At 42.3% G+C, this 26096-nt stretch carries 23 protein-coding genes and 1 pseudogene; 6 read left to right on the top strand and 18 right to left on the bottom strand.

What is annotated here, in order from left to right; genetic code table 11:
* Nucleotides 1-71: 71 nt before the first annotated feature.
* Nucleotides 72-1391, bottom strand: a complete 1320-nt coding sequence (locus tag AB4Z50_RS27375) for an ABC transporter substrate-binding protein (protein WP_441884188.1) — start codon at nucleotides 1389-1391, stop codon at nucleotides 72-74.
* Nucleotides 1392-1449: 58 nt separating this feature from the next.
* Complete coding sequence (locus tag AB4Z50_RS27370; protein ID WP_441884185.1) at nucleotides 1450-3543, bottom strand: amylo-alpha-1,6-glucosidase; 2094 nt, start codon at nucleotides 3541-3543, stop codon at nucleotides 1450-1452.
* 256 nt (nucleotides 3544-3799) lie between these two features.
* On the opposite strand from AB4Z50_RS27370, the gene AB4Z50_RS27365 reads away from it, so the two are divergent.
* Entirely contained in the window at nucleotides 3800-4810 is a 1011-nt protein-coding gene (locus tag AB4Z50_RS27365; RefSeq protein ID WP_441884182.1) for a LacI family DNA-binding transcriptional regulator, read from the top strand.
* A 101-nt stretch (nucleotides 4811-4911) separates the two neighbouring features.
* On the opposite strand, the gene AB4Z50_RS27360 is transcribed toward AB4Z50_RS27365, so the two are convergent.
* The 9 genes and pseudogenes from AB4Z50_RS27360 to AB4Z50_RS27320 all read right to left on the bottom strand — a co-directional run bounded on the left by AB4Z50_RS27360 (nucleotide 4912) and on the right by AB4Z50_RS27320 (nucleotide 12310).
* The gene (locus AB4Z50_RS27360; protein WP_441884179.1) at nucleotides 4912-5751 is read right to left on the bottom strand and encodes a class I SAM-dependent methyltransferase; all 840 of its coding nucleotides are present in this window, start codon (nucleotides 5749-5751) and stop codon (nucleotides 4912-4914) included.
* 1 nt (nucleotide 5752) lies between these two features.
* The gene (locus tag AB4Z50_RS27355; protein WP_441884176.1) at nucleotides 5753-6577 is read right to left on the bottom strand and encodes a polysaccharide deacetylase family protein; all 825 of its coding nucleotides are present in this window, start codon (nucleotides 6575-6577) and stop codon (nucleotides 5753-5755) included.
* 109 nt (nucleotides 6578-6686) lie between these two features.
* The gene (locus AB4Z50_RS27350; RefSeq protein WP_441884173.1) at nucleotides 6687-7559 is read right to left on the bottom strand and encodes a glycerophosphodiester phosphodiesterase; all 873 of its coding nucleotides are present in this window, start codon (nucleotides 7557-7559) and stop codon (nucleotides 6687-6689) included.
* Between the two features lie 267 nt (nucleotides 7560-7826).
* Complete coding sequence (locus AB4Z50_RS27345) at nucleotides 7827-8552, bottom strand: ABC transporter ATP-binding protein (RefSeq protein WP_441884170.1); 726 nt, start codon at nucleotides 8550-8552, stop codon at nucleotides 7827-7829.
* Complete coding sequence (locus tag AB4Z50_RS27340; protein ID WP_441884167.1) at nucleotides 8552-9724, bottom strand: ABC transporter permease; 1173 nt, start codon at nucleotides 9722-9724, stop codon at nucleotides 8552-8554. Before AB4Z50_RS27340 ends, AB4Z50_RS27345 begins: the two co-directional genes overlap by 1 nt.
* A 105-nt stretch (nucleotides 9725-9829) precedes the next feature.
* A complete protein-coding gene (locus AB4Z50_RS27335; RefSeq protein WP_076271489.1) occupies nucleotides 9830-10117 on the bottom strand; it encodes a hypothetical protein in 288 nt (95 codons plus the stop codon).
* Between the two features lie 86 nt (nucleotides 10118-10203).
* Nucleotides 10204-11328 (bottom strand): annotated as a pseudogene (locus tag AB4Z50_RS27330) (DEAD/DEAH box helicase); the annotation flags it as partial.
* A gap of 173 nt (nucleotides 11329-11501) precedes the next feature.
* Nucleotides 11502-11978: a GNAT family N-acetyltransferase gene (locus AB4Z50_RS27325; protein ID WP_441884164.1), complete on the bottom strand. Its 477-nt coding sequence runs from the start codon at nucleotides 11976-11978 to the stop codon at nucleotides 11502-11504.
* A 209-nt stretch (nucleotides 11979-12187) separates the two neighbouring features.
* Nucleotides 12188-12310, bottom strand: a complete 123-nt coding sequence (locus AB4Z50_RS27320) for a hypothetical protein (RefSeq protein WP_256711082.1) — start codon at nucleotides 12308-12310, stop codon at nucleotides 12188-12190.
* A gap of 261 nt (nucleotides 12311-12571) precedes the next feature.
* On the opposite strand from AB4Z50_RS27320, the gene AB4Z50_RS27315 reads away from it, so the two are divergent.
* Nucleotides 12572-13114: a DUF6022 family protein gene (locus AB4Z50_RS27315; protein WP_441884161.1), complete on the top strand. Its 543-nt coding sequence runs from the start codon at nucleotides 12572-12574 to the stop codon at nucleotides 13112-13114.
* 161 nt (nucleotides 13115-13275) lie between these two features.
* Here AB4Z50_RS27315 and AB4Z50_RS27310 read toward each other — a convergent pair whose 3' ends face one another.
* Nucleotides 13276-13929, bottom strand: coding sequence for a M48 family metallopeptidase (locus AB4Z50_RS27310; RefSeq protein ID WP_430060975.1), 654 nt, complete (start codon nucleotides 13927-13929; stop codon nucleotides 13276-13278).
* Nucleotides 13930-14372: 443 nt separating this feature from the next.
* Here AB4Z50_RS27310 and AB4Z50_RS27305 point away from each other — a divergent pair, with 443 nt between their 5' ends.
* On the top strand, nucleotides 14373-18656 hold the full coding sequence (locus AB4Z50_RS27305) for a glycosyl hydrolase family 18 protein (protein ID WP_441884156.1): 4284 nt from the start codon (nucleotides 14373-14375) through the stop codon (nucleotides 18654-18656).
* A gap of 59 nt (nucleotides 18657-18715) precedes the next feature.
* Here the strand turns inward: AB4Z50_RS27305 and AB4Z50_RS27300 are convergent, their stop codons facing one another.
* Together AB4Z50_RS27300 and AB4Z50_RS27295 are read right to left on the bottom strand one after the other, a co-directional pair.
* On the bottom strand, nucleotides 18716-19276 hold the full coding sequence (locus AB4Z50_RS27300; protein WP_441884153.1) for a GNAT family N-acetyltransferase: 561 nt from the start codon (nucleotides 19274-19276) through the stop codon (nucleotides 18716-18718).
* A 553-nt stretch (nucleotides 19277-19829) separates the two neighbouring features.
* Nucleotides 19830-20714: a helix-turn-helix domain-containing protein gene (locus AB4Z50_RS27295; RefSeq protein WP_441884150.1), complete on the bottom strand. Its 885-nt coding sequence runs from the start codon at nucleotides 20712-20714 to the stop codon at nucleotides 19830-19832.
* A 174-nt stretch (nucleotides 20715-20888) separates the two neighbouring features.
* Here AB4Z50_RS27295 and AB4Z50_RS27290 point away from each other — a divergent pair, with 174 nt between their 5' ends.
* The gene (locus AB4Z50_RS27290; protein ID WP_441884147.1) at nucleotides 20889-21731 is read left to right on the top strand and encodes a phytanoyl-CoA dioxygenase family protein; all 843 of its coding nucleotides are present in this window, start codon (nucleotides 20889-20891) and stop codon (nucleotides 21729-21731) included.
* 199 nt (nucleotides 21732-21930) lie between these two features.
* Here the strand turns inward: AB4Z50_RS27290 and AB4Z50_RS27285 are convergent, their stop codons facing one another.
* Nucleotides 21931-22491, bottom strand: coding sequence for a TetR/AcrR family transcriptional regulator (locus tag AB4Z50_RS27285; RefSeq protein ID WP_441884144.1), 561 nt, complete (start codon nucleotides 22489-22491; stop codon nucleotides 21931-21933).
* Between the two features lie 200 nt (nucleotides 22492-22691).
* Here AB4Z50_RS27285 and AB4Z50_RS27280 point away from each other — a divergent pair, with 200 nt between their 5' ends.
* Together AB4Z50_RS27280 and AB4Z50_RS27275 are read left to right on the top strand one after the other, a co-directional pair.
* The gene (locus AB4Z50_RS27280) at nucleotides 22692-23621 is read left to right on the top strand and encodes a DsbA family protein (RefSeq protein ID WP_441884141.1); all 930 of its coding nucleotides are present in this window, start codon (nucleotides 22692-22694) and stop codon (nucleotides 23619-23621) included.
* A 19-nt stretch (nucleotides 23622-23640) separates the two neighbouring features.
* Nucleotides 23641-23982 (top strand): monooxygenase, encoded by a 342-nt coding sequence (locus AB4Z50_RS27275; protein WP_441884138.1) that lies wholly within the window; start codon nucleotides 23641-23643, stop codon nucleotides 23980-23982.
* Between the two features lie 249 nt (nucleotides 23983-24231).
* On the opposite strand, the gene AB4Z50_RS27270 is transcribed toward AB4Z50_RS27275, so the two are convergent.
* The 3 genes from AB4Z50_RS27270 to AB4Z50_RS27260 all read right to left on the bottom strand — a co-directional run bounded on the left by AB4Z50_RS27270 (nucleotide 24232) and on the right by AB4Z50_RS27260 (nucleotide 25961).
* Nucleotides 24232-24939: a DNA alkylation repair protein gene (locus tag AB4Z50_RS27270; RefSeq protein WP_441884135.1), complete on the bottom strand. Its 708-nt coding sequence runs from the start codon at nucleotides 24937-24939 to the stop codon at nucleotides 24232-24234.
* A 416-nt stretch (nucleotides 24940-25355) separates the two neighbouring features.
* Complete coding sequence (locus AB4Z50_RS27265; protein ID WP_441884132.1) at nucleotides 25356-25748, bottom strand: iron chaperone; 393 nt, start codon at nucleotides 25746-25748, stop codon at nucleotides 25356-25358.
* A gap of 24 nt (nucleotides 25749-25772) precedes the next feature.
* Complete coding sequence (locus AB4Z50_RS27260; RefSeq protein WP_076271073.1) at nucleotides 25773-25961, bottom strand: hypothetical protein; 189 nt, start codon at nucleotides 25959-25961, stop codon at nucleotides 25773-25775.
* Nucleotides 25962-26096 lie beyond the last annotated feature (135 nt).

Genomic DNA, 26096 nt, shown 5'->3' with positions numbered 1-26096 from the left:
ACCTTCTCCTTTCATATCAAAATCAGAGATTGAAGGAGGGAGCGTCTTGCGCTCTCCCTCCTTCACCTCGCTTACTTCGCTGCTGCGATTTCCTTATTCGCAACCGTTTCTGCTTTCTTCATTGCATCTTCAAGCTTCGAATTACCCATAAATGTATCAACGAATTGGTTGTTGAAGTTGCTCATGATTGTAGGAAGTGTGGAGCCTGCTTGCCAAGGCGTTGCATAAGAAGCGCCTGCTACAATTGCACTGCGAAGCTCATCTTTATCGTAGCCAAGCTCTTGTGATACCGATTTACGAGTTGGAAGCGCGAAACCTTTGCTCGTCCACGTTTTCATTCCTTCTTTACCAGTCAAGAAGGAGATCAACTGCCAAGCTGCTTCTTTTTTCTTCGATTCCTTGTTCATTACATAAGCAACAGTGAAAGCCATAGTGCCTTGTTTGCCATTTACAGTTGGAAGCTCAGCTGTGCCGTAATCTAGATCCTTGTAGTTGGATTCCAAGAATGGAATTGCCCAGTTTCCTTCGAATACGATGGAAGCTTTGCCTTGACCGAACATTTCGCCACCCCAGCCAGCACCTACTTCTTTTGGCTCGCCGGATGATTTGTCTACATTGTGCATATCCGTTACAAGCTGCAAACCTTTAAGAGCATCTGGAGCCGCGAATGCAGCATTGCCATTCTCATCTGCAACTTTACCGCCGAATGCTTGAATCATGAACATTTGACGTGCAAGCTCAGGCGCAACACCAAAGCCGAAGCGAACCGTTTTGTCGCCTTCTTTTTTAGTAAGCTTAACTGCTGCTTCTTTCAGCTCATCCCAAGTTGTTGGGGGAGCAGTAATTCCTGCTTCTGCAAAGTCTTTTTTGTTGTAGAACATTGCAAGCGTAGAGAAATCTTTAGGGAAACCGTAGGAAACGCCATCTTGTTTGAAAGCGTCAACCATCGGCTGTTCAAAGTCTGCAACATCAAATTCTGGTGTCACATAGCTATCAAGCGGCTCTAGAACATTACGCTCAATGAGTGCAGGTGCTTCGAATGCATCCAGGTAGAAGACGTCTGGGCCTTCACCGCCAATAAGTCTTGTTTTGATAACATCCATGTATTGATCGGCAATTACTTCATAATTAACCTTTACATTTGGATATTTTGCTTCAAATTCCTTCAACGTTTGGTTTAGCAAATCCTGCTCTTCTGGACTTGCTCCCCAACCTGCAAGTGTAACGGTTACCTTCTCAGYGGCTGGCTCTTTTGTCGCCTCTTGTTCTGTACCGCCGTTCGTTGCTGTATTACCTGTGTTTTTGTTGCCTTCATTGCCCTTGCCACAAGCCGTTAACATAAGAACAACTACCAGCATTAAAGATAAAATTAAAACCCCTGTTTTCTTCATCTTACATACAACCTCCTTAGTAATATGAACTTTGTATATAAAGCATAAAGCGTGAAACCTATGAAATGAGAAGCTCATATCCTGTCAGATTAGACAGTATTTCCACCTCTGGGCCATTGATACCGCGAGTGACGCGCAGGCTTAGAGCGCCGCTACCAATTTGCATTTGCTCTACCAGAAGCTCGTTCATCCCTTGAAGCAAAGATGGCTTAATTGTAATCTGCTTCGTTAGAGCGTTAGGCTGAAGCCCAAGCAACGCTTGCACAAATGTGAGCGGTGTCCCTGCTGCCCATGCCTGCGGAGAACAAGCAACGGGGTAAGGAACTGGCGCACCAAGCGAATCATCATACCCGCAGAACAGCTCAGGCAATCTGTAATACTCAAACTTTGCTGCTGCATCCAATAGTCCTTGCATGACGGTAATCGCTTCTTCTTGGAAGCCTAAATGGCTAAGACCAAGCAAACAAACGGAGTTGTCATGCGGCCATACGCTTCCGTCATGGTAGCTCATCGGGTTGTAGCCGGCTGCTTCCATACTCATCGTACGAATGCCGTAACCACCGAACATGTCAGGAGCAACCAGTCTTTTCGCAACTGCGCTTGCACGCTCAGGAGAAGCAATGCCCGACATTAGAATATGTCCTGAATTCGAAGTGACGGAATCTACGCGCTTCTTATCCTTATCAAGCGCAATCGCGTAAAACTGCTCATCCTCCATCCAGAAGTCGCGCTCAAAGCGAACTCTAAGCTGTTCTGCATCTTGCTCCATGCCAGCGGCTTGTTCCTCATGGCCTAAGCTCTTGAATATAGGGGCAAGCCTTGTAAGCGCTTGGTAAACATAACCTTGAACCTCGACGAGCGCGATTGGAGCCTCTGCATAATCGCCGTTGCGGTGAACAACGGAATCCGCAGAATCTTTCCACCCCTGATTGGCAATCCCTTTAGAAGATTTCTGATAGTACTCCACAAAGGAATCATCGTCGCAGTCACCATATTCCTTCACCCAAGCGAGTGCTGCATTAAGATGAGGCATTAGCTCTTTAACAAACTGAGCATCTCCGGTCCAGTGATAATACTCGGCAGCTAATAGAAGGAATAGCGGCGTCGCATCAATCGTGCCGTAATACGGCGTAAATGGAACCTGATTTGTGCTTGCTAGTTCGCCATACCGAATTTCATGCATCACTTTACCTGGCTGCTCATCGCGCCACTCATCTTCATTCTGGCCTTGATAAGCGGCCATCGTGAGCAGCGTTCCCTTAGCAATTTGCGGGTTTAAGGATAACATCTGCAGCGCAGTAATTAAACTATCACGGCCAAATGGCACCGAGAACCAAGGCAAGCCTGCCACTGGGAATGCTCCATATCCGATATCCGTAAGCAGAACTCTTAAGTCTTGCACTCCGCGATGATGCAGCTTGTTAAATAGCGGTACATCCGTTTGGATGGATGTGGATGAACCATTCCAATCCGCATACGATTGTCTAAGCTTAACCATCGCTTCCGCCGGATCGTGCTGCTGCGGCTCATTGCCGTCAATGATTGGCGCAAAATAGAAAGCGATTGCATGGCTTTCCCGATGGTTCAGTTCCACATCGAAATGGAGCTCGCCTGTCTCGCCTATGCGACTTTCATTTGTATCCCATTTAATCTTCGTTTCACGGCGTACATCGTCAGCTCCAAGATAGCCAATTACTCTTTCCCGTTGGCCGCTTTTCTCTGCCGTCTTTCTTCCCAAATCGCCGTGCTGAAAGCCGCGAACGACAAACATATCTGCAAAATCCGCATCCAATAACACGGAGAAATCAAATTTAATGGCTTTAGGATAATAGCTGGTGAGCTTGAACGTCTCATACAATGCTCCATCATAAATGAAGCGTGTACGTTCAATTTCTACGGACTCACGCCACAAGATAAGCTCGCCCTTCTCTTCCATATGTGGATTGGTAAGGCGAATCGTAGAAATATAATTCTCATCCGCTGCTGAAGACAGCAGTATCGGCTTCTGACCGTTGATTCGGATTTCCATCCTGCTTATGAACCGGGTATCTTTTGTGTAAAGACCCTGACCTGAAACATCACCTTCCGGAATATCTCCATTCCGGTCCGTCATGAGGAATAGATCGTTTTCTTTGATGACTCGATAATCCAAGTGTTTCCCTCATTTCTTCTTGTAATAGCTTTTTTATTCCCTTAAATCAAACAAACATTCGTTTATCCGAAACGTTTCGGAAAAGAGGCAAAAAAATATGCTTACTCATTTTCGACGAAGCAATCTAACTTTCCAAAACGTTTCGGATAAGTTATAATCGAATTATAGATCATGATGAAAGCATTTACAAGAGTCAATTTATTTTTTAATTTTTATCATAATACATTACATGTTTTCAACATTTCGGAGGTATTGTATGGTTACGATTAAAGATATAGCTAAAGCTGCTAGTGTATCTGTTACTACAGTATCGCGTGCCTTGAACGGCTATGACGACGTTAACGAGGGCACTCGGCTCAAAATTAAGACTATAGCAGACCAGCTCGGTTATAGCCCTAATATGGCTGCAAGGTCGCTCATATCGAAAAAAACAAAGACACTTGGCCTCCTTCTCTCCAATGTTACAAGAGACAGCTCCAAAGACAATATCGCTTTCGAAGTCCTTTGCGGAATAAATGACCGTTCAGGCGAACTCGATTATGACCTTGTCCTATTCAGTACAACACCTCAGAAACAAAAGGTAAAATCATATAAAACATTATGCCAGGAACGAGGCGTAGACGGGGTTATCATCATGGGTATTCGATTAGACGATCCTTATTTGGAGGAAATCGTATCGTCTGATATTCCATGCGTCCTTATTGATATCACTCTCCAAGGTCCTAACGTTGGATACGTTACTTCGGATAATACAACGGGTGCTCTTGCGGCAACCAACCATCTGCTCGAATCGGGACATCGCCATATCGCCATGATAAACGGCCATGAGCAAGCAGCTGTAAGCCTGCTTAGGCTAGAGGGCTACCGTCAAGCACTGCAAAGCAGCAGTGTTCCCTTTGATGAAACACTTGTGCTGAATGGTTCATTTTCCGAGCATGGCGGAAGAGAGGCCGCACGCCAACTATTGTCCAGCCGTCCTGAAGTGACTGCTATATTTTGCTCAAGCGACTTAATGGCTCTCGGGGCTTTGCAGGGCGTTAAGGATATGGGGAAAAAGGTACCTGATGATATATCGATCATCGGCTTCGACAACATTGATTTGACGGCTTATTGCATACCCGCGCTTACTACCGTTCACCAGCATAAATACGAGTTAGGCTCCCAAGCGGCGCAAATTCTTATTGAAATGCTCGAAGGTAAAGAAATCATTCACCATGTCATGCTGGGTACAGAACTTATGATTAGAGACAGCGTACGCAGTATTTAATATGTGCTTTGACACGAGAGTGGCAAACAAAGTACATAGTCAAGCAGCAATAACCCAAGTCTACTTACCTTGGGTTACTGTTGCCTTTGAGCAGACTATATTTAGTTCTCAGCCGTTACCGCAAAATAAACTGGAAACACCCCCATTTTCATCCATTCTTTATGGGTGTGCACCTTCATGTCTCGAAATCCTGCAGCAGCCAGCTTCTCTTTCAAATCCTTTGCGGTCAAAAAATTCGCTTGCGCGCGGTTAAACTCCTTAGCCTTACTGCTTAAATGAAAAAACTTATGTATTGCAAATTTCAAACTTTTTTTATTCAATATAGCTCTTCGCGCAAATAAATAATCCAAAATATATCCCGAACCATGTACGAGAAAAAACACCCTTCCTCGCGGGGACAATACACGAAAAACCTCCTGCAGCACCTGCTCCACATGAAGATATTGCAGCGCTACTCTACAAACGACAAAATCAACTGAATGGTTTGCAAGCGGTATATGGTGCGCATCTGCTACTGTTGTGACTACTTTGTTAGAAGCTTCACTTCTATGGAGCAGTGCTTCTAGAAGGCCGATCTGGTGCGCGTCCGAATCGATTCCATATATAATATCCGGCTCGTTCTGAAGTAAAGAGAATACGGTAGCCCCTCCCCCACAGCATAAGTCCAGCATTTTCTTTCGATTTTTGGCCTCTGCGATAAGAAGGTGGTCAAAGGAATCGGGATCATAAAGCTGCCTGTAATATTCATAACAAGCGTAACCAAATGATTTTTCCACAAGCTTAAGATCTTCGGATACAATGCCGTTCATAAGGAGTGTATTCACTTCTTCTGCCGATGGTTTCTGTATCTTTACCCTTCTAATCCCCATTTCTCTGCAAAATAAATAAGCGACACCATCCAATAAACGCCGGTTAGACATAATCTCCGTTTTCGTGGTCACGCTAATGTATCCCCCCGATTTGAGGATCATATTTACTTATGGACATACAGTTGAAATCCGACAATAATTGTTTTATTTTTGCGTATGTATCCCTTAATCCGTAGTATCTTCGAATGCCATTTGACCAAGAGGTGTTAAAAATTTGCGGTTGATCGTAGTCTAAATCATAGGGATGGATATAATAAACGAAATAATCTTTATCGCCTATAATTTTTCGTGCTCCGCTATAAAAAAAACGATAAGGATAAATTCGAAAATACCCTCCTCCGCCCCATGGAATATTAACGCCGCCTAAGCGAAAAGCAGGCAAAGGCACTTCCCATAGATGATCTTTTATTTTAAAAGAATGCGCAACTTTCGAGGACAAATTAAACTTGGAATATAGGTTATTTGGTGTATTCGGACTAATACTAGAATCGTAAGAAAATCCTTCTTCTATTAAAATATCAAGTCCCCAATCTGTCATAGAAAAACAGGGGGCACGATACCCACTCACCTTTGAACCGATCAAATGCTCTAAAATATCTTTTGACAGCCTAATATCCGCTTTAAATTCTAGTTTTGATTGATTATAAACGAGACGATGTGAATAGCCGTGTGATGCAATTTCATGACCTCTTCGATATATTTCTTTCACCAAATCAGGCCTTTTCTCAGCGATCCAGCCTAGGACAAAAAAAGTGCCCGTCGCCTCATATTCGTCCAGAAGGTCCAATATTTGATGAACGGGCTGCTCAAGCCTTAATTCGCAGTCAGCCCATTCGGAAAGAGACAGGTTCGGACTGCAAAACCAATCCTCTACATCGACAGTAAAAGCCATTTTCATGACCATCCCCCCTTCTCCCCCTATTATTCATCAAACCTCACATTATGGCAACATTTGTATTTGATTGAATAATTTTGTATAGGATGGAGTAGAGTTTCTCGTATACTCCTTACCCCGGAAAATCGGTAATAACCCCATCCACTCCAAGCTTTTTCATCCGTATCATATCTTGCTCTGACTGTATCGTCCACGCCATGACCTTCCGGTTGCGATGATGAATTTGCTCTACAATCTTCTCGTCAAGCAATTCATGATTGTAATGAATGTAATCCGCGAAAGAAACAAGTTCATCCAGCGTCTTCTCTGACAGAGGATGCTGATCCTCCTGAATAAGCGCAGCAATTGGGATGTCCGGCAGCAGGGAGTGAATTAGACGGGTCGATTGAAAGTTATAGGATTGAATAATGATACCCACGCTATTTTTCACATGTTCAACCGCTGTAAAATTTCGGCCCTCCTCTAAGCCATTAACTTGGAGCAAAAGCTCATAACGACGTACGACCTCAGCCACCTTCTCTTCCACGCCAGGATAAAGCTTTGATTCTTTAATCTCGATAAGCATGCCTAGCTTTCCAGCAAAACGGTGCATAACTTCTTCGAATGAAACGATCTTCTCATCCGTATCGTCTGTTTTTTTATCATTTTTGGCATCCATATTTTCAAGTTCATTTAATGTATAATCGTCCACAGCGCCTGTATACTGCGTCGTTCTATCCACCGTATCATCGTGAATGACTACTAGTTCACCGTCTTTGCTCAGCTGTACATCAAATTCGATAAAATCAGTACCTAGACGCTCCGCTTGCTCGAAGGCGGCCATCGTATTCTCAGGAGCATCACCAGAAGCCCCGCGATGTGCGATAATTAAAAAACCTTCAGGGGTATTTGGATTAGAAGCAGATACGATTAACGTCATGCAGCAAAGCATGAGCAATAGCAAACCAATACTGCGCCAAACCCGTGATGTTTTCCATTTGCCCATGTTCTAATCTCCTTCTCTCTTAACTCTCACCCTGACTATATGCATAACCAATATTTGTTGCAGCAGGGTCTTACTTTATTAAACATTCAGTGTGTGATCCGAAACGCATTTTCCCAAAACAGTTGCTGCCAATGAACTCACACTCCGTCTTCCTCATGGGGTTTTTCAGAAAAAAAAGGATGTCCCTAAAGGTCATAGACCTTCAGAGACATCCCATCTAAGATTGATGCAAGACGTGCAAGAGAACACTGCTTAATCAACCTTCATTTACCTATGAGCGACTGCATCAGGCCTATTGCTCGCAACAGCATGATCATCTTGCTCAAAAAGCATACCGTCCTTGATCGTTACGATCCGGTCACATAAATCCAATACACGCTCGTCATGGGTGACCATAACAGCCGCCTTGACCCGTTGCTTAACCTCAGTAGCCATGAGCTCCACTACCGCTCTACCCCGTTTAGAATCGAGGCTTGCTGTCGGCTCGTCGGCTAGAATAACGCCGGGATCATTCATGAATGCCCTAGCAATGGCAACCCGTTGGCGTTCTCCGCCGGACAGCTTCTCAGGATAATAATTCATCCGATGCAGCAGTCCTACTTTCTCAAGAAGCGCTTTAGCTTTCACAAGCGCTTCTTTTCCATCAGTACCTGCTAGCTTCGATACGAGCAGCAGTTGATCCACTACTCTTAAATAAGGGACAAGATTGGATGCTTGAAAAATAAAACCAAGATTTTTGACTCTAACCTCACTTAATTCACTTGAGGATAAATTCGTAACATCCTTCTCATTAATTAAGATCCGTCCGCTTGACGGTGAGAGCAGCGCCCCCGCTATGGAAAGAAAAGTACTTTTGCCCGAACCCGATGGTCCGACAACAGCGACAAACTCACCTGCTTTTACGCTTAAAGAAACCTTTTGCAGCGCCGTAACAGCCGTTTCACCTTCGCCATACACTTTATTTACATGTTCAAGAATAAGTTTTTCCTTCATTATTCAACCCTCCCAATCGCTTCAATCGCATCTACTTTTGCAATCCGATTTAAGGACAGCAACGCACCGATAATCGAGACTAGAATAAGTAAACCGGAATATTGAGACAATATATTTACACCTAATTCAAAAGGCATGCTCGCTGGCAAAATCGCACTTACGCCAAAAGTAAGTCCGATACTGATTGCAACAGCCACAATGGCCAAAAGCAATACTTGACCCACTAAATTTGCTGCCAGATAGGACGTCTTTGCTCCGATTGCCTTCAACACTCCAAATTGGCTAATTTTCTGCAGTGTAATGACATAGAAGAAAACAGCTTGTATGAAAGCGGCAATAACAATTAAGAAAGCGATCATCATCGTCAGGGAGCCTTGCTCTTCTTTAAAGCCCGGAATGCCCTGTACCGCTTCTTTTTTTGTAATAACCTCCGTATCTGCTACACTTTTTTGCAATGATTCTTTGTTTAGATTATCTGTATGAATGACAATAGCGTTATAGGAAGCTGTTTGTTTACCAAAGGATGCTTGCATCAGCTTATTAAAATTTTGGATATCCATAAATGCAACCGGCGTATGACTGAACTTCTGATTAGTGGCAAAACCGACGACCTTCCATTCAATGCCGAGCTCTTGATCACCTAGCGTATCGCCAATTTGCACGCCTTGTTCTTTTAACGAGGAGTCAACGACCACTTCATTGCTCGCCCCCATGCTTTTCCCTTCAGTAATACTAGGCATTACCTTTCCACTTGGCTCGATACCAAACAAAGCAATATCTATCTTCTTCTTGGAATCATTCCGATATACCGAAAGCATCGTTTGCCCAAGCGGTTCGGATTGTGAGAGTCCTTCTAATTGCCTGACCTCCTCCAGCTTCTCGGTACCTAGTGCGGACCGCGTCAGCTTATGCTCGGAATCCGTCTGAAGCACGAAATAATCGGCGTCCATATTTTTTAGAATGGATGCATTATCTGATGAAAGCCCATTGGCTAATCCTGAAACCATAAAGGTTAACCATGCGACCAGAACCATTATTAATCCAATTAGAAAATATCTGCCTTTCGCATATTTCAATTCGCGCAGCGCTAGAAACATGTTCAACCATCTCCATTCCTTCTCTTGATAGCTGAAGTTTACGTTTGGAATATGAACAGAGCGTGAATGGCTCATTACAATGTGAAATTAACCTCAAAATAAACAAAAAAAAGCTCGAGCCGCGATGGGCTCAAGCTTCTACTTGCCTATAATTGACGCAATGCTGGCACTTCTACTGTTCTACTTGCCGCTGTATTCCGAAGTTGCTGTATCGAGCATAGACTGCCAATTGGCAAAATCCGTTTCTCTTGCAACGTGTCGATCAAATAGCTCATCCGGAATGTTCTGAACATCTTCTCTTGTTTCTACTTGAAAGTTGCCCTTCTCAAGAAACGCGCTAAAGCTTGTAAAGCTGGAATGCTTGCTCATAAACGATTCTTTAAACAAATCATCAAATGAAACATGATTTGGATCTTCCTGAATCGACTTCTGTCCTTGCAATTCCTTCAACAAATCTTCGAATGACATTGGCTTTTGCTTTCTCAGACGATCACCCCTAGGTCAATTTATTATATTTCGGCTTTCTTCGTTGCTTAACTGATCAGAACCCCATCAGGACGTTCGGTTACTACAGGTATAGTTTTGCGAATCATTTTCTCAATATCCTTCAAATAAGGAATTTCATCCACTTCGCAAAAAGAGATGGCGATTCCACTTAATCCAGCTCTGCCTGTACGGCCAATGCGATGAACATACGTTTCTGAAATATTAGGAAGGTTGAAATTAATGACATGCGAAAGCTCGTCAATATCGATACCTCTCGCCGCAATATCTGTGGCAACCAGTACTCGAGTTGCACCGCTTCTAAAATTAGTTAACGCATTTTGGCGGGCATTTTGAGACTTGTTTCCATGAATAGCCTGTGCAGAAATATTCACTTTAGTCAGTCCGCGCACTACGCGATCTGCACCATGCTTCGTCCGAGTAAATACAAGCGCCGAAGCGATGGATTTATCCTGCAGCAGGTCATTCAATAAATCTTGTTTATTACCTTTATCTACAAAATAGACAGATTGCTCTATTCGATCCACTGTTGAGGAAGCTGGAGTTATTTCCACTTTCGCCGGATTAACAAGCAGCGTTTTGACAAGCTTCGAAATTTCTGGAGGCATCGTAGCCGAGAAAAAGAGTGTTTGCTTTTTTCTTGGCATTTTGGCGATGATTCTCTTCACGTCGTGAATAAAGCCCATATCGAGCATTCGATCTGCTTCATCAAGCACTAATATTTGTACATATTGCAAATCAACAAACTTTTGATTAATAAGATCGATAAGTCTGCCTGGAGTGGCAATAATAACATCAGCGCCTTGTCGAAGTGCACGCTCCTGAACCTTCTGTGAAACGCCGCCCACGATAGCTACACTGCGCAGGTCGGTAAATTGTCCGTACGCACGCATGTTTTCTTCTATCTGGAGGGCAAGCTCTCTTGTAGGTGTCAAAATCAATGAGCGAATACGTCGCTGTGCCCCCGGTTTAGTGGGTTGGCCGCTTAATAACTGAATGATGGGTAATGCGAATGCAGCCGTTTTCCCTGTCCCTGTCTGAGCGCAGCCAAACAAATCTTTGCCCGCTAGTACGACGGGAATGGCCTGCTCCTGAATAGGCGTAGGCTTAGTGTAGTTTTCCTTGGTTAGCGCCTTCAGTATTGCAGGGCTAAAATTTAGATCATTAAAAGTCATCTTTTCTCCTTCATTTGAAGCCTTATATTCTCAATCATGCTGCTTTTATAATCGCATAGCATTTCCAAAAACCGTTCCTTTAAGACATAACAAGTAAGTATAGCATAATAAAACGATATAATCGACATAAACCTCTACCCTTGAGACAGTAGCCTATGCCCATTTTTCAACCTTTAATTAAAAGTCATCCAAACGGTATTTCCCAAAGGCTCAAAGCCTTGCTTATACCAAAAGTTCCTTGTTTTATCCAACGTATATACATACATCTTTTTATTCGGATATTTTGCTTTAACCCATTGAATAAAGGTAGCAGCGTAACCCTTGCCTTCAAATTCCTTTAAAACATCAAGTGCTTCTATAAATACAAAGTTCTTTTTGTTTTTAATCTCAATATAAAAGTCCCGCTCCAAATACTTCTCATCATCGCTAAAATAATCTTGTTCTGCTTTCTGAATCAGCTGCTTGGCGTTATCGTACTCCCAAACGACTCCGTATCCAACCATCTCGTCCTCAGCCTCGATGACGTAAATGTTTTCCGGAAGCTCTGATTTGTCCTTTTGGCTAAGCTCCCCTGCGTGATAGGCGGAGTGTATATCGCTTAACAGGTTCTGCATTTCTTGATCAAATGGTTTCGCAATAATAGTAGGCATTTTCAATCCCCTTTTTGCTACTCAAAGCATATAACGTTTCCAAACAAAAAGAAGCAGGGTATCATCTTGTACCCTGCTTCTCCTATTGATTGATTTTGTATCGTTTATTAGTCTTAGACATCTTACCATAAATGATCGAAGCCAACTAGTCGTTCTCTTTTCCAATTGTCATCTAGGCTGATTTGCCGAGCCCAATATCGATTATTCCATTAACGATTCTTTTTCCTGAAATTTTGCAGCGTATGGACAAGCTTATCTCGCGCATCCTTGTTTTTCATTAAATAAGTGACGCCAGCTCCAATTGCAGTTATCAATAGTTTTTTCTTGCTCATGGGTACTACCTCCCTGAATTCGTCTTTGTATGAATGTACCCTGTTTATTGAGTTTTTAAGCACATTATGTTTCGCATTTTCCATTTCAACTTCATTTATCGTCTTGCTATATTTTTTGAAGATTAAACCTACATGATAAGGTTTTGTTCATTGAAGACCCGTTGCTTCTAAGAAAAATACGTCAAACCTTTTCATTTGCATGAATGTTGTAAGATTGAAATGCAACTCCAAAAATCGGAGAAAATTGAAAGGGGATAACGTATGAAGCATACAAATCCATTACAAGCATTTCTTGAGGAAAGTGACGAAAGTACCATTGCTGCGATTGGAAGCTATATTACAAATCATATGAATGAAAGCTGGGAAACCATCCTTCTAAACCATCAAGATATTTTGCAAAAAGCTTACAACGAGGCAGGAGATGCTGCTTATGGAACATTTCTCAATCTGTTGTTCCTTCCTGTTCATAGGCAATTTAAAGAATCCGGTTTCCATCTCGAACCCAAACTTCCAGGCCATTTCGACCTGTCGCGGGAATGGGGAAATGCGGAGGAAACCGACCAGCAGCGTTGGATGTGGAGCACGGTTTATTCCTCCAATGACGAGGCGATAGGGACCATCGTCACCATCACATTTCACGATCATACGTTATTCCGTATTCCTCGCCAACCTCAAATCATTGCATTAAGCGTCACATCGAAAGCAGATGTAATAGCGGCACTTTCTCTCCTGTCTCCAGACTTTGAGCAAGCACTCGAGTTTACCGTTGAATACGAAAATTACCTGCGGAGCCAGCAAGGCTAGAACAGAAATAAAGCACGCTGCATCTAATGTTCATGATTTCCCTCGATTAGTGATAAAAATCATTAGTATGTATAAGAAGTAAACATAACCATTTGAAAAATAGACGATATAATAGAGATACAGCAAAAAACCTCCTTTTGACAGGAGGCCAGTTATCATGATTACAGTGTCATAGCTTGACCATGCCTTGCTAGAAACTCTTCCTTCTCTTTGTAATCCGGCATAATGCTGCCCACTCGTCTCCAGAAGGAACGATCATGATTCATATGCGTCAGATGGCAAAGCTCATGGATGACGACATAATCGATTACCTCAAGCGGAGCCATCGCCAGTCGATAATTAAAGGTTAATTTTTTACTTGAGCTGCAGCTTCCCCACTTCGTTCTTGACTCTTCGATTTCGAAGCTTTTATGTTTTACTTTCAGCTGCTCTTGATATCGTTTGATTCGTTCTCCAATGATTTTCTTACAGCTTGCAAAATAAAACTTTTTAAGATTGATTTTTAACTCCTCTTCACTCAGATCAGCTGTGTCGATCAATTCATGAAGAAAGTACTCTTTTCCAAGGTGAAGGAATTTTCCTTGCTCTTGATATTCTTTTGTCTTAGGGGTATCTCGAACCTTCGCGATCTGCTGCAATCTCTGAGTGAGCTGTTTACCATGCTGCTCCACGGCCCGCATGACATTCTCTTCCGTTGTTCCATTGGGAGCCTTCACGGTTATGAATCCCAATGAGTCCATTTGGATATATATCTTTTTTCTATTGGCATATTCAACATTAAACTCAATGATATGATTTTCAAATTCGATTTTCATAGCGACCATCATTTCTATTAGGTTATTTCTGAATCCCTTTCATTTTATCACAACTACAACAATGACCGTTCAAAATGCTTTTTTCTAGCATGCTATGGGTTTAACTCGATGTTGTTTTTAAAGATCGAGTTAAACCTCTATTTCCTGTGCGGAATATCCCATTTTTATTATATTTTTGTAAAATATTCCCCTTTTATCATCGTAATTTACCCCTTCCTTTCATGAAATCAACGTCTCATGCTAGGAATAGTTATACAAAATAAATGCAAGTTTTGCAGGAGGTGATACCAAATTATCCCCTTTTAATTCCGTGACAGTTGGTGATTGTGACTGCCAAATTCGGTCTCGGAAAAGCAAGAACCCGCCCAAAATACTCCGTAACACATTGAGAAAACAACCACACCCAGACTTGCACATGAATGCTAATGCTGCAATGTTCGACTATGAAAATTAGAGGTGATATGGTGAATATTTTTGCAAGAAAAAAAGGAATGAAGTTTGTCATTATGTTTATGTGTCTCGCACTTCTCGTTTCTCCTTTCCTTGACACAACAACAGCTTATGGGAATGAAGCAGCGTTGCCAGCATTGAACGAAGCTGCTCGAGCCGTAACGGATGCTGTCTATGAGGCAGCCCCTCCCGTCCCTCAAAACCTAACTGTTGTAACCGATTCCATCACTGCGACGAGTGCACAGCTTAAATGGGATGTTCATCCAGAGCAAGCTGACGTTGATGTATGGTACTACGTAACTCCAGACCCTGCTAATCCAACAAAAGAAGATATAAACAACTATTTAGCTACAGGGAAAGGCGGCAGTGTGGAGCTGCAAAACTTGCAGCCTAATACGACGTACAAGCTGTATACCACTTGGTACAAGAGACCTTACACGCGGGTGTTGCGAAGCAACTACGTTGAATTTACGACACTTGCCGGCGAGCCTTCCAATGAGCCGACTGGCAATCCAGGACCTAGCAACCTAAGTATTGTGAATGTTACACATAATACGGTAACCGTTACCTTTGATCCTGCGCATAAGCTAGATGATTACTGGGTTTGGAATCCGGACAATCCTCCTCTTAACAAAGATCCTTATTCCGGCTTCACACAAGTAGGAGGCAGTACGATTGGCGGATTAAAGGAAGAAACCAAATATACCTTCTTCTTAGGTCCGAACGGTACTCAATATGCTAATCTAACAGATAAACAGAAGAGCAATTCGATTACTTTCACTACGCCAAAGGATACAAGTGAATATAAAGAACCGCCATTAACGCCTCCTCAATATTTAAAGGTAAGCGATATTACATCATCCAATATTACGTTCAAATGGACAGGCAGTCCTGATGCCAACGGCTATGACTTCTATGTTAACGGTGGATGGAAAGGCGGAATATGGAATGGCTCCGACACATTCATCTATACGTTCCCAGAAGGTGGACTTACAGCAGGCAGCATCTACAAATTTATGGTTGGCGCGCAAAATGGCGCTTCCGGCAAAGATCCGGTTAACGGCCCACCTTTAGAAATCAAATGGGGCGAGCTTGCGGCGCCGCTCGATCTTCAAGTCATTACAGCCAACCGCACAACTGCTTCTCTAGGCTGGGCACCGACCCCTGGCGCAACGAGCTACGACATCTATGAAGCAGGCAAGCTTATCGGCTCCAGCGATTCCAATCGGTATGTTGCTGAGGGTTTAACAGAAGGCAAATCCTACAGCTTTACAGTTGCAGCCAAAAATGCGCTATGGAAATCAGCTGCCAGCAGCGCAGCAACGACGATTCCAGGTGCGGACTACACTAATTTCACCTATTACGGCAGCTGGTTTTCCTATGACAATAATCGTCAATACTTTCCAGAAGACATCGATGTTTCACAGCTTACACATCTCAACTACGCCTTCTCCGATATATGCTGGCGTAAAGTTGGTTCAAACGGTGTAGCTTGCCAAAATAAAGACATTCCGCTGCAAGAGAATTATGTTTTCGACGGAGAGCTTGTGCTTGGAGACCAGAAGGTCGATATTGAGCAGATTGCTGCTTTTAACAAAATTAAAAATAATAACCCTGAGCTGAAGCTGATGGCTTCCGTAGGCGGCTGGACATTCTCCAATCATTTCTCCGACATGGCTGCATCTGAGGTCACACGTCGTACGTTTGCGAATTCCGTCGTTAAATATTTGCGTACGTATAAGATGGATGGACTCGATATCGACTGGGAATATCCGGTTGAGGGCGGAGAATCGGATAATATCAATCGTCCAGAGGATAAACAAAACTTCACTCTTCTCATGCAAACCGTTCGTGCAGCGCTTGATGCAGCCGGCTCCATCGATGGCAAATATTATTTGCTCACCATCGCATCCGGTCAAGGAGATGATTTCGTAGTCAATGCTGACTTCGTAAATTCTGTTCAATACCTAGATATGATCAACATTATGAGCTATGACTATAGCGGAAGCTGGGAACTGCGGGCTTTCCATAATTCGCCTCTCTATCAAGACCCTAATAATGTAAGAGCCTCTGCGAAGCGCAACAATGTTAGAGGCGCCTTGCTTGGTCATTTGAACGGCGGCGTTCCGGCTTTTAAACTAAACATGGGTGTTCCTTATTATGGAATAGGCTGGAAGGGTTGTTCCGCAAACGGTGAATATCAAAACTGCACATCCATTCCTTATGGATCATGGGAGAGCGGTAAGTTCGATTTTGCCGAGGTTGAGAACAATATGATAGACCAAAACGGATATACCCGTTACTGGAACGAGCATTCAAAGGTCGCTTATGTTTACAATAGTGAAACCGGAATGTTTATTACTTATAATGACCAAACAACAATGATGTATAGCACTTCGCTTGTCAAAACGTTGGATTTGGCTGGCGTTATGACTTGGGACATTAGCGGTGACCGCAACAAAACACTTACAACGCAGTTGATCAGTGATCTTCCGATTGACGGGAAGGTGAATGAAAACGCACTAGCTGCTCCTCAAAATGTAACAAAGCTCAGCGCGGACAAACAATCCTTTGAAATCAAATGGGATGCTGTCCAAGGGGCTGCTGGCTATGAGGTATTCGTGAACGCCATATTTACAGGATATACAGCGAATACGCAGTTTAAAGCAGACAAGCTGAACCTTGGATCAGACTACACCGTTACCGTGCTCAGTATCAGAAAAGACGGCAATAACATTACAGAGGTTTCTCCTGCAAGCAGTGCACTGGTTGTAAGTACAGCAGGCGTAATATCTCCAGCTCATCTCACGGTTACGAGTTCAACCTATGACGCGATTAGCGTTCAATGGACAGCTTCTCCGAAAGCAGATGGGTATGACGTTTATCTGGGTGATAAATTGGTGGAATCTACAACTGCTACAAACTACACGTTTACGCAACTAACGCACAGTACGACCTATTCCATTGGTGTAGTAGCCATTACTAAAAATGAGGATGAGATAATCGAAAAGTCCGAAATGACAAAACTAGAGGCAAAAACATTAGATTACACGGCTCCGCCAGAGTCGTCATCTGGGAACCCGCAAGCGGTCAAAGATAAAAATGAGCTTGATTCCAACGTTACGAAATCCGGCGGCAAGTGGACCGTTACGATTTTGAAAGATGCGGCTATTCAAACGATTGGAGCGGCTAGCYCCGCCGAGCTAAAAGTGACTGTCGGCAACGATGCAGCCCAAGTGGATGTCATCCTTCCTAAGGAAGTTATTGCAGCGCTTGCCAGCAAAAACGATAAGGCGAATTTGTCCATCATCTGGAACGGAGTTACCTATGTCATTCCAGCCCATGCGATTCACCTGAAATCAGATATCAAAATTTCGATTGCTCCACCGACTGCGAGCGAAGCAGCTGCAATAGAACAATTGGCGAAAAAGAATGGCTATACGCTAAAAGTTTCGTCGCTTGACTTTAAGATTTACAAGCTGACTGCTGACAACAAATATGARGAAGTCACTGATTTTGGCCAGTCCGTTTTCACCCGTATTTATCAATTGAATGCTAAAGACATAGATACAAACCGTGCAAACGGTGTTGTTTACTTGCCTGGCACAAATGAATTCCGTCCACTCCATACGGTTTTCAAAAAAGACGATAAAGGCGGAGTTACCGCTCATCTGGTCAGCAACGGCAACAGCATCTATACCATTGTTGAATCTAGCTTCAACTTCAAAGACGTGACGGCTGAATGGAACAAAAACCATATCGAGCGTGCAGCAGCCAAATTAATCGTTTTTGGACAATCGAATGAACAATTTGGAGGAAACACGATCATCACTAGGGCTGAATTTATTTCCATGATCAGCAGAGGCCTCGGCATCGTTCCAAAAGTAGAAGGCGCTCCATTTGATGATGTAGCGGCAGATTCCAAATATGCTGGAGATATTGCATTAGCTAAGGAATTAGGCATCATTACAGGCAAGAGCGAGCAGCTATTTGATCCGAACGGTACGATTACTCGCCAGGACATGGCAGTCATTTTGGCAAAAGTGATGAAACTGATTGATCGTACGGCAGACGGTGATACAGCATTGCTTGAGTCATTCCGTGATCAAGCTTCTATATCATCCTATGCTAAAGCTTCCGTTGCACTATTAGTTAAAGAGCAAATTTTGCAGGGCGTATCCGAGACGAAATTTGATCCTCAGTCGAAAGTGACGAAAGCACAGGCAGTCGTAGCAGTGATGAGATTGCTTGATGATTTGGGATTAGCGAGCAAATAACCTATTTTTAAAATGCAAAAGAGGGACGGAGCAGCTTGAACTGCTCCGTCCCTCTTCTATTACTGTACTACTGTCTGCAATTTCTCGTATAAATTAAATTCCCCCATCTCATTGGAGGATAAACCTTTATGTTCATAACCGCAGCTTAGGTAGAATGCATTGAGCTTCGGATTATTCGCAATACAGTCCAGCCGAATACGGTCTTTTCCCTCAAAATGAATACCTGATCCCGCCCAATCCACAATGGCCTCACCTAAGTTTTTGCCTGCAACCTCACGGTTAATGTTAAGTCGATGCAGATAGATGGACTGTTCATGCCCTTCTTCACCCCATAACTCGCGATCCCAAGCGCTTGCTTGCTGCATAAGCATGACCATTCCTGCCAATCGGTTGCCTTGCCTAAATAGGTATACTTCACCGCGTTTAATTGCCTCAGGCGTTTGATGAGAATCCTCACCCTTCAGCAAGCCGCTCCACTGCGTGGAGCCTTTGCTTTTTAGCCATTCAGCTGTTTGGATGAGAAGCTGCAATACAGCTTCCGTATCCTCTGGTTTTGCTTGATATACGTTAATATCCAGTTGAATGACGCCAATATGATCCGTGCGTGTAAATATAGACATGTTGATTAACCTCCATATAATAGGTCCTTCTATTATAACCCTTCTCGTCTTATTTCAGCTATGTCAGCCCTCTTCCATGCGTCAAATCATATATTGCCGAAACTGCTAAAGCGAATCAACTTGCTCACTATAAATGCTGCCACAACTAAACCACGTGTGAGGATGTGGTTTTTGTTCATTAATACATGATGCAGCTCAACTATCGGAGGTTTTAGAAAAAGCCAGAGAGTATATTGAGGACGAAGAAAAATAAATAAAAACAACGGCTGTTTATTAATAGATTGTTGCTTTTAGATTTAAATTTCTAAAACCATCTATTATGATAAGATACCTCTATAATTTTTTATAAGTGTTGGATTTAACTTTAATTTGGGGGTGTTGGAAATAGATAACGGTGCTTTTGTTGCAATTTTTTCGAGTTTTATGGCAAACACTCCATAGCTTCATGCTCATCTACAACTATGTGAAAGGATGCTTGCCTTTTGTTTGAGACCTTCGTCAGATTCCCCCTTTCATTTCTTACTGTATTATCGTTTGACCGATCAAGCTAGTATCATCGACCCATGGTCCCCCTGCTGTACTCACCAGGAGTTATTCCTACTATCTTCTTGAATGCTTTAGAAAAATGATGAATATCTGAAAACCCACAATAACTTGCGATCTGCTCTTGTGTCAGCTTGGATGCAAGCAGCAGATCACAAGCATGATCTATGCGTGTTTTTAACAAATATTGATGCGGTGTTACACCGTACTGCATTTTAAATACATCGTTAAATCTTGAAGTAGATAGATTAGCTCTTCGCGCCATATCAACTACCGATAAAGGTTCGCTCAAGTTAAACGAAAAATAAGAAGTAATCCAATTTAATGCCTGCGGTGACATTTGCTTCACATGATTGGCAGGTATGTAATCCTCTAGTATGGAGGTGATCAATTCCATCATTCGGGTTTGTGCCTTCAATTGCATAATGGAGTCTTTATACTGCCAAAATTCCACCACTTGCAAAAATGTATCCCGAAATTTAGATGGATGACTTAGCTTCAGCTTCACCGGAATATGAGTTTGGAACTGCTCGTCCAATCTCGGCTGCATAAGATGCTGATAGGGGGTCAAATCCAATTGGCCCGCTCGTGTTGGGAAGCTTTGGTCGCTAGTCGTGCTATAAAATATATCAAAGTGTGCAAACGGCGTTACCGTATTCGTTGTCCCTTCCAAACGATTCACACTATTCGGCTGAATGAAACAAAACTCACCTTTTTCGAATGGATAGGCCACCCCATCAACTGTGAACAAGCATTCCCCTTCCTGTACATAGACAAGCAAGTAATCAAGCAAGCGGCGTTCCGGCAGTACCCACGGTTTTCGCAGCGCAAAATCGCACTCCCGTATATAGGGCACGATCCGGTGGTTCATCGTTGCATCCATGCCAGGTTTCATGAACATCCTCATCCTCTACTCGTAATTACTCACAGAATATCATATCTATCCCACAATTACAGTTGTTTTTGACAAACTTATTTGAAGCTTTGACAAAGCCAGATCATAGAAGAATCCTTTACACTGTATGTATTGCGAAGCTGAAACAAACACATACAATTAGGAGGAAATATGATGAATGAAAACAATAGGTTAAGCACGCTGCCCCTGCTTGAAGAAAGCTATTCTCTCACGCAAGAACAAATCGCTTCTTATCAAAAAGATGGCCATCTCTTTTTAAAAAATGTCGCATCCGCAGAAATGATAGAAACGTATGAACCAATCATTAGTGACTTGGTATTTAAGCACAATTACCATGATAAACCGGTCTCTGAACGGGATACTTACGGCAAAGCTTTTATACAAGTAGGCAACCTTTGGGAGATGAGTGAGGCTGCAGCTGCATTCACACTGGCAAAACGTTTTGCAAGAATAGCTGCAGAATTAATGGGTGTTGAGGGTGTCCGGATTTATCATGATCAAGCATTATTCAAAGAACCTGGCGGCGGTCATACGCCATGGCATCAAGACCAAATTTATTGGCCTTTCGATACCAATAATACCATTACGCTGTGGATGCCGCTGGTCCCTATTCCTGAAGAAGTGGGTACAATGAACTTTGCTTCCGGCACCAATCATTTGGGTTATGTCAGCAGGCAAGAAATTTCGGATGAATCACATAAAACCCTTGGTCAATTCATCGAAGGACGCAGCATTCCTCAAGTAAATTACGGTGCTATGGCGGCTGGAGACGCTACCTTCCATGCAGGTTGGACCATCCACTCTGCTCCGGGTAATCCAACTGACCATATGCGCAAGGTGATGACCATTATCTACTATGCAGACGGTACACTCGTTGGTGAGCCAGACAGCAAGGCAAGACGCTCTGATCTTGAAAATTGGCTGCCAGGCTGCAAGCCGGGCGGAATCGCAGCGAGTATTAAAAATCCGTTGGTTTATAAGAGGGAAAACGAATAATAAATAGTTTTAATAAAACAAAAAGAAGAGGGGCTGCGTGCACCCCTCTTCTTGATTTATTCAAATATACCCTGACTTGTTTTAACTCTTTAAGCTTCTTCTAATTATTATACAGCTCACTCTTAGTCTTATTTGTTTTCACACTAGCTTTCTTAAGAGCCGATTTCACAAGAGATTTCAAATAGCTATTCAATTCCCCTTACATTCTATCAATTCCAGTCCGTATATAAGGAATCGCTAATTTGATAAATTCTTCCGGCGGTGTCTTGTGACTATTTCTTCGCCATTCTACAGAAACCCCATAAATTCCCCAGCTTAATAGGACAGCTGTAAGTTTTAGAGCTTCATCCTTCTCCGCTTTATGCTGCTTTAACAACATTTTATAAAAAATAATTTCAAGCTGTTCCCTAATAATACGGGCAATGGTATCTTCGTAGCCTCTATGGCAACGACTGGATAATGACTTTTGAAAATTTGTTACAGCTTCAAAGATGCTAACAAATACTTCTTCATTTAGTTCGTCATTTTGATAAAAGTCATAATTCAAATTGACTAACAATACTTCTGACAGTACTTTTTCCAATAAGTTGTGTATATCTTCAAAATGATAATAAAAAGTTGCACGATTAATCATCGCTTCTGTAGTTATATCTTTTATCGTAATATCTTTAAATTCCTTTTTCCCTGAAAGTTCAATGAAAGAATCCATAATTAATTTGCGGGTACGTAGAACTCGGGGGTCCGACTTTGATTCTGTCATTTTGTTAACCTCCTACTTTTTAAACAACTTCTTAAATGTGTTGTATAAACGACACATCCGCAGAACTATTGGTGTTGATGATTTTTATTATGATTTAAAATTTAATTGCAAGCAAATAAATATGTATTTCGCTAGCGAGGTATAAGTATTTGCTTTTCATCGCTTATCTTTACTTATTAAAAGAGAAATGAGGAATTAAAATGGGGAACAATAATAATATGGTTTGTGATCTACAAACAGGCGTATGCGGAGTAGCTGAAGAGGAGGAAGTGGAGATTATTGATTTTAATCAGCCCACAAAAACAGTTAATCTTTACTATGTAACCGATCCTATTTGTTCGCATTGCTGGGCGCTTGAACCTGTGCTTCGTCGTTTTGTAGATCAATACGGGAACTTTTTTAACTTTCATACGGTTATGGGCGGTTTGCTGGAAAAATGGCATGATGGACCAATCGATCCGGCAAACGGCATTCATAAACCAGCCGATGTGGCCCCTCACTGGAGAGAAGTTGGAGAGCATTCAAGAATGCCAATTGATGGGACTTTAATGATAGATAATCCAGTTCAATCATCCTACCCGCCTTCTCGTGTATTTAAGGTGATTCAAAAAAATCATACTGATGCAAAAGCAACAGAATATTTGCGTCGTTCAAKAGAAGCACTGTTTGCATTTAATCAAAATATATCAGATAAATCGGTTATGATTGAAATCGCAAATCATATCGGCCTTGATGGAAAAGCAATTGTAAACGAAGCTGAACAACAGGTCGGTCTTCAATTGTTACATGAAGATTTTGATCTAGTTAGAAGGTTGGGTGTCAGAGGTTTCCCTACCATTATTATGACTAATGAGGAGAATAAGGGCGTAAAAATTGTTGGCAGCCGTCCGTTGGATAACTATGTTGACGGTTTGAAAAAAGTTCTGAATCTCGAAGATTTACAACCCAAGCCAGTCCCTTCCCTTTCTGACTTGCTTGAAAAAGAAAAGCTTCTTTTCTCCAAAGAAATTGAAGTCATGTATGATGTTGAACAAGCAGACGTAAAATTTCTTATTGAACAAGAGCTTCCAACAAATCATTATCAGGTGAACAAAATTTTAGGAGAATTGTATTTTACCGCTACTAAATAAACAAAGGGAAGTGACTATAATGTCGTACGTATTACAAGTGGATTTTAAAATGAATGGACCGTTCGGAGAAAAGATGGCAGAGGCGTTTTCTGATTTAGCAAAAAGTATCAACGAAGAAGATGGATTCCTATGGAAAATCTGGACAGAAAATTCCGAAAAAAATGAAGCCGGTGGAATTTATTTGTTTGAAACAAAAGAAACGGCTGAAAAATATAACATTATGCACACTAGCAGATTAGCTGACTTTGGTATAACAGATATCAATGCAAAAATCTTTTCCGTCAATCCCAAACTTACTGAAATCAATAAGGGACCTGCTTATTGCAATGAGAATTCTAGTACGGGAAATCCTACTTCATAGTTACCAACTCCTTCTATTCTATGTATATTAAAGCCCTAGCGTAGAATACGTTCGGCCTTTAAATGGCAGGTAAATGTGGCTCATAAAATGCTAATTACTAACGAGCGACACAAAGCACTCCACATGTGTGGAGTGCTTAACATAGCGATATAAACTATTTCAAAGCAATTACCTTCGGCAGCTCGACTTCCATCAGAATAACCTTGTATTACTTGCTCGCTAGCGCCATAACAATCCACGAAGAAACTTTTAGCATCTTACATGCTTGCGTTTGAAGCCAAGCCGCTGTTTATCAACTGCTTTTTGAATCTGTTCAGATGCGACCAAAAAACTGCTTTTTTTCTTGTCCCGATTAACTTCTACCGGACCAACTTCCAATGCAATCTCCATTGCTTTATCATGGAGCCGCATGTAGGATACCCCTACTGTGTAAATAAAATTATTCATTGCATATTTTGTTCGTTCGGGAGCATCATGAATCGTATTTTTCACAGTTTCGAGCAGATTGGCCATTTTGCTTTCGGTAAATTCATCATCCGGCCGACTCCCCAAAAGCCAGCAGTAACAGCTCCAACCCGCAGACATTTTCAGTTCTTCTCCGCTTGCGATCCATTTGTCAGCCACTTCTTGTGCAATATCGGCTTCTGCCAAGGTTACCGCAACAACATAATCGGACAGCATATAAAAATAAGCTCCATCCATCCAACGGTCATAATCCGCTTCCGTCATCGCATTGGGATCTGCAATAATTCCGGCAAAATACATGGCGTCGTAGTTCCCTGTAGCATAAAGCTGCTCAGCCAACGGTTGATTTATTTTTGTTTTTTTGAAAATAGGCTTCATTTGGCCTGTAGCAACACCAAAAAGCGGTTCCTGTGCGCCATTGGATTGGTATATTTTTTTAGTTCGATCCTTGCCAAGAGCTTCAAGCTCCTGCGTAACCATTTCTAAATTCATTGTTTTACACTCCCTTTTGAGATTTTACCGTCTTCTCCTGCACCAGCCATTTGTTTCTGTTGCATTAGTAACTTTTCATCCTATTTCAATGACCTTCTATAAAAAAACCACAGACCAGTAAGATTTTATTTATCCATAAAATTCGTTTTTCGCGTCCGTTTCACATCAAAATCTCAACGAAGACAAGTATATGTTACCACTATTTGAGCATAGAGAATATGAAATGAAGTTAAAAAATCATTCCTTGCTAGAGCACAACCACATGAACCATACATGGGATTATATCTAGCTTCGGCACTTCATGCTTGAACCTGCTCCCTTTGCTGTTACTTCATTTTTCGAAAAAGTCGTTCAAACGAAAAAAATGCCCCAGAGAAAATTCTCTGAGGCATTTTTTCAATGGAGCATCTCTGCTCCTATTTCTTTTTCTTCACTTTTTTATTCGCGGCTTTTTCAATATTCTCAGCTACTCTGTATTTTACGATCTCACCAATTAATTCGTAAGGTATAGGCTCGTCTAAAGGGAAGCGAATCGACCCTTTTGCCCCTTTATACGGGGATAATTGCTGTTTAAAGGCCTCAATTCCGCTTGGAGCCGGATATAAGCCGATATGATTTTTGTAAGCTGCAAAATGAACCAAGTTCCCGTGGAGCACGAAGGTCGGCATTTGATAGCTGATTTTTTCTGTCGCTTCTGGTGCAGCCACTTTAATCACGCCTCTTATCTTCTCCAAAATGTCCTGAATCTCAGGAGAGTAATGGGCGATATACTGATCGATTGTCTCAAATGTGATTTTATTGCCGTCCATGGCTGCTCCTTTCGGGCCTTATAGTTATTTGCGGCGCTTCTGGGCCATTCTCGAATAAATGATGAATGCTGCGACAAGCATGCTAATGAAACCAACATTTTCTGCCGGTCCCTGTTCCATCCCAAATACCATACAAAGATTCGTAATAAGGCTTTTTACAAGCAGTGCTATGACAATCAGCATTAACGGACGAATAAAATTATATTTCTTCATCTTTAGTACCACTCCTGACGACGCCCATAGTAGATCAGCTCCCGCTAAAACTAGCAATTGAAATCGCTTTAATAGGAGCAATCCCGGCAAGTATACCAGTTTCCAGCCTGATCGTCCAACCTTTCCGCGCAGCTG

Source organism: Paenibacillus sp. 2TAB26 (assembly GCF_052115145.1).
Taxonomy (GTDB): Bacteria; Bacillota; Bacilli; order Paenibacillales; family Paenibacillaceae; genus Pristimantibacillus.
The sequence above is the reverse complement of the archived record's forward strand: the minus strand, read 5'-3'. Positions and strand labels throughout refer to the sequence as shown.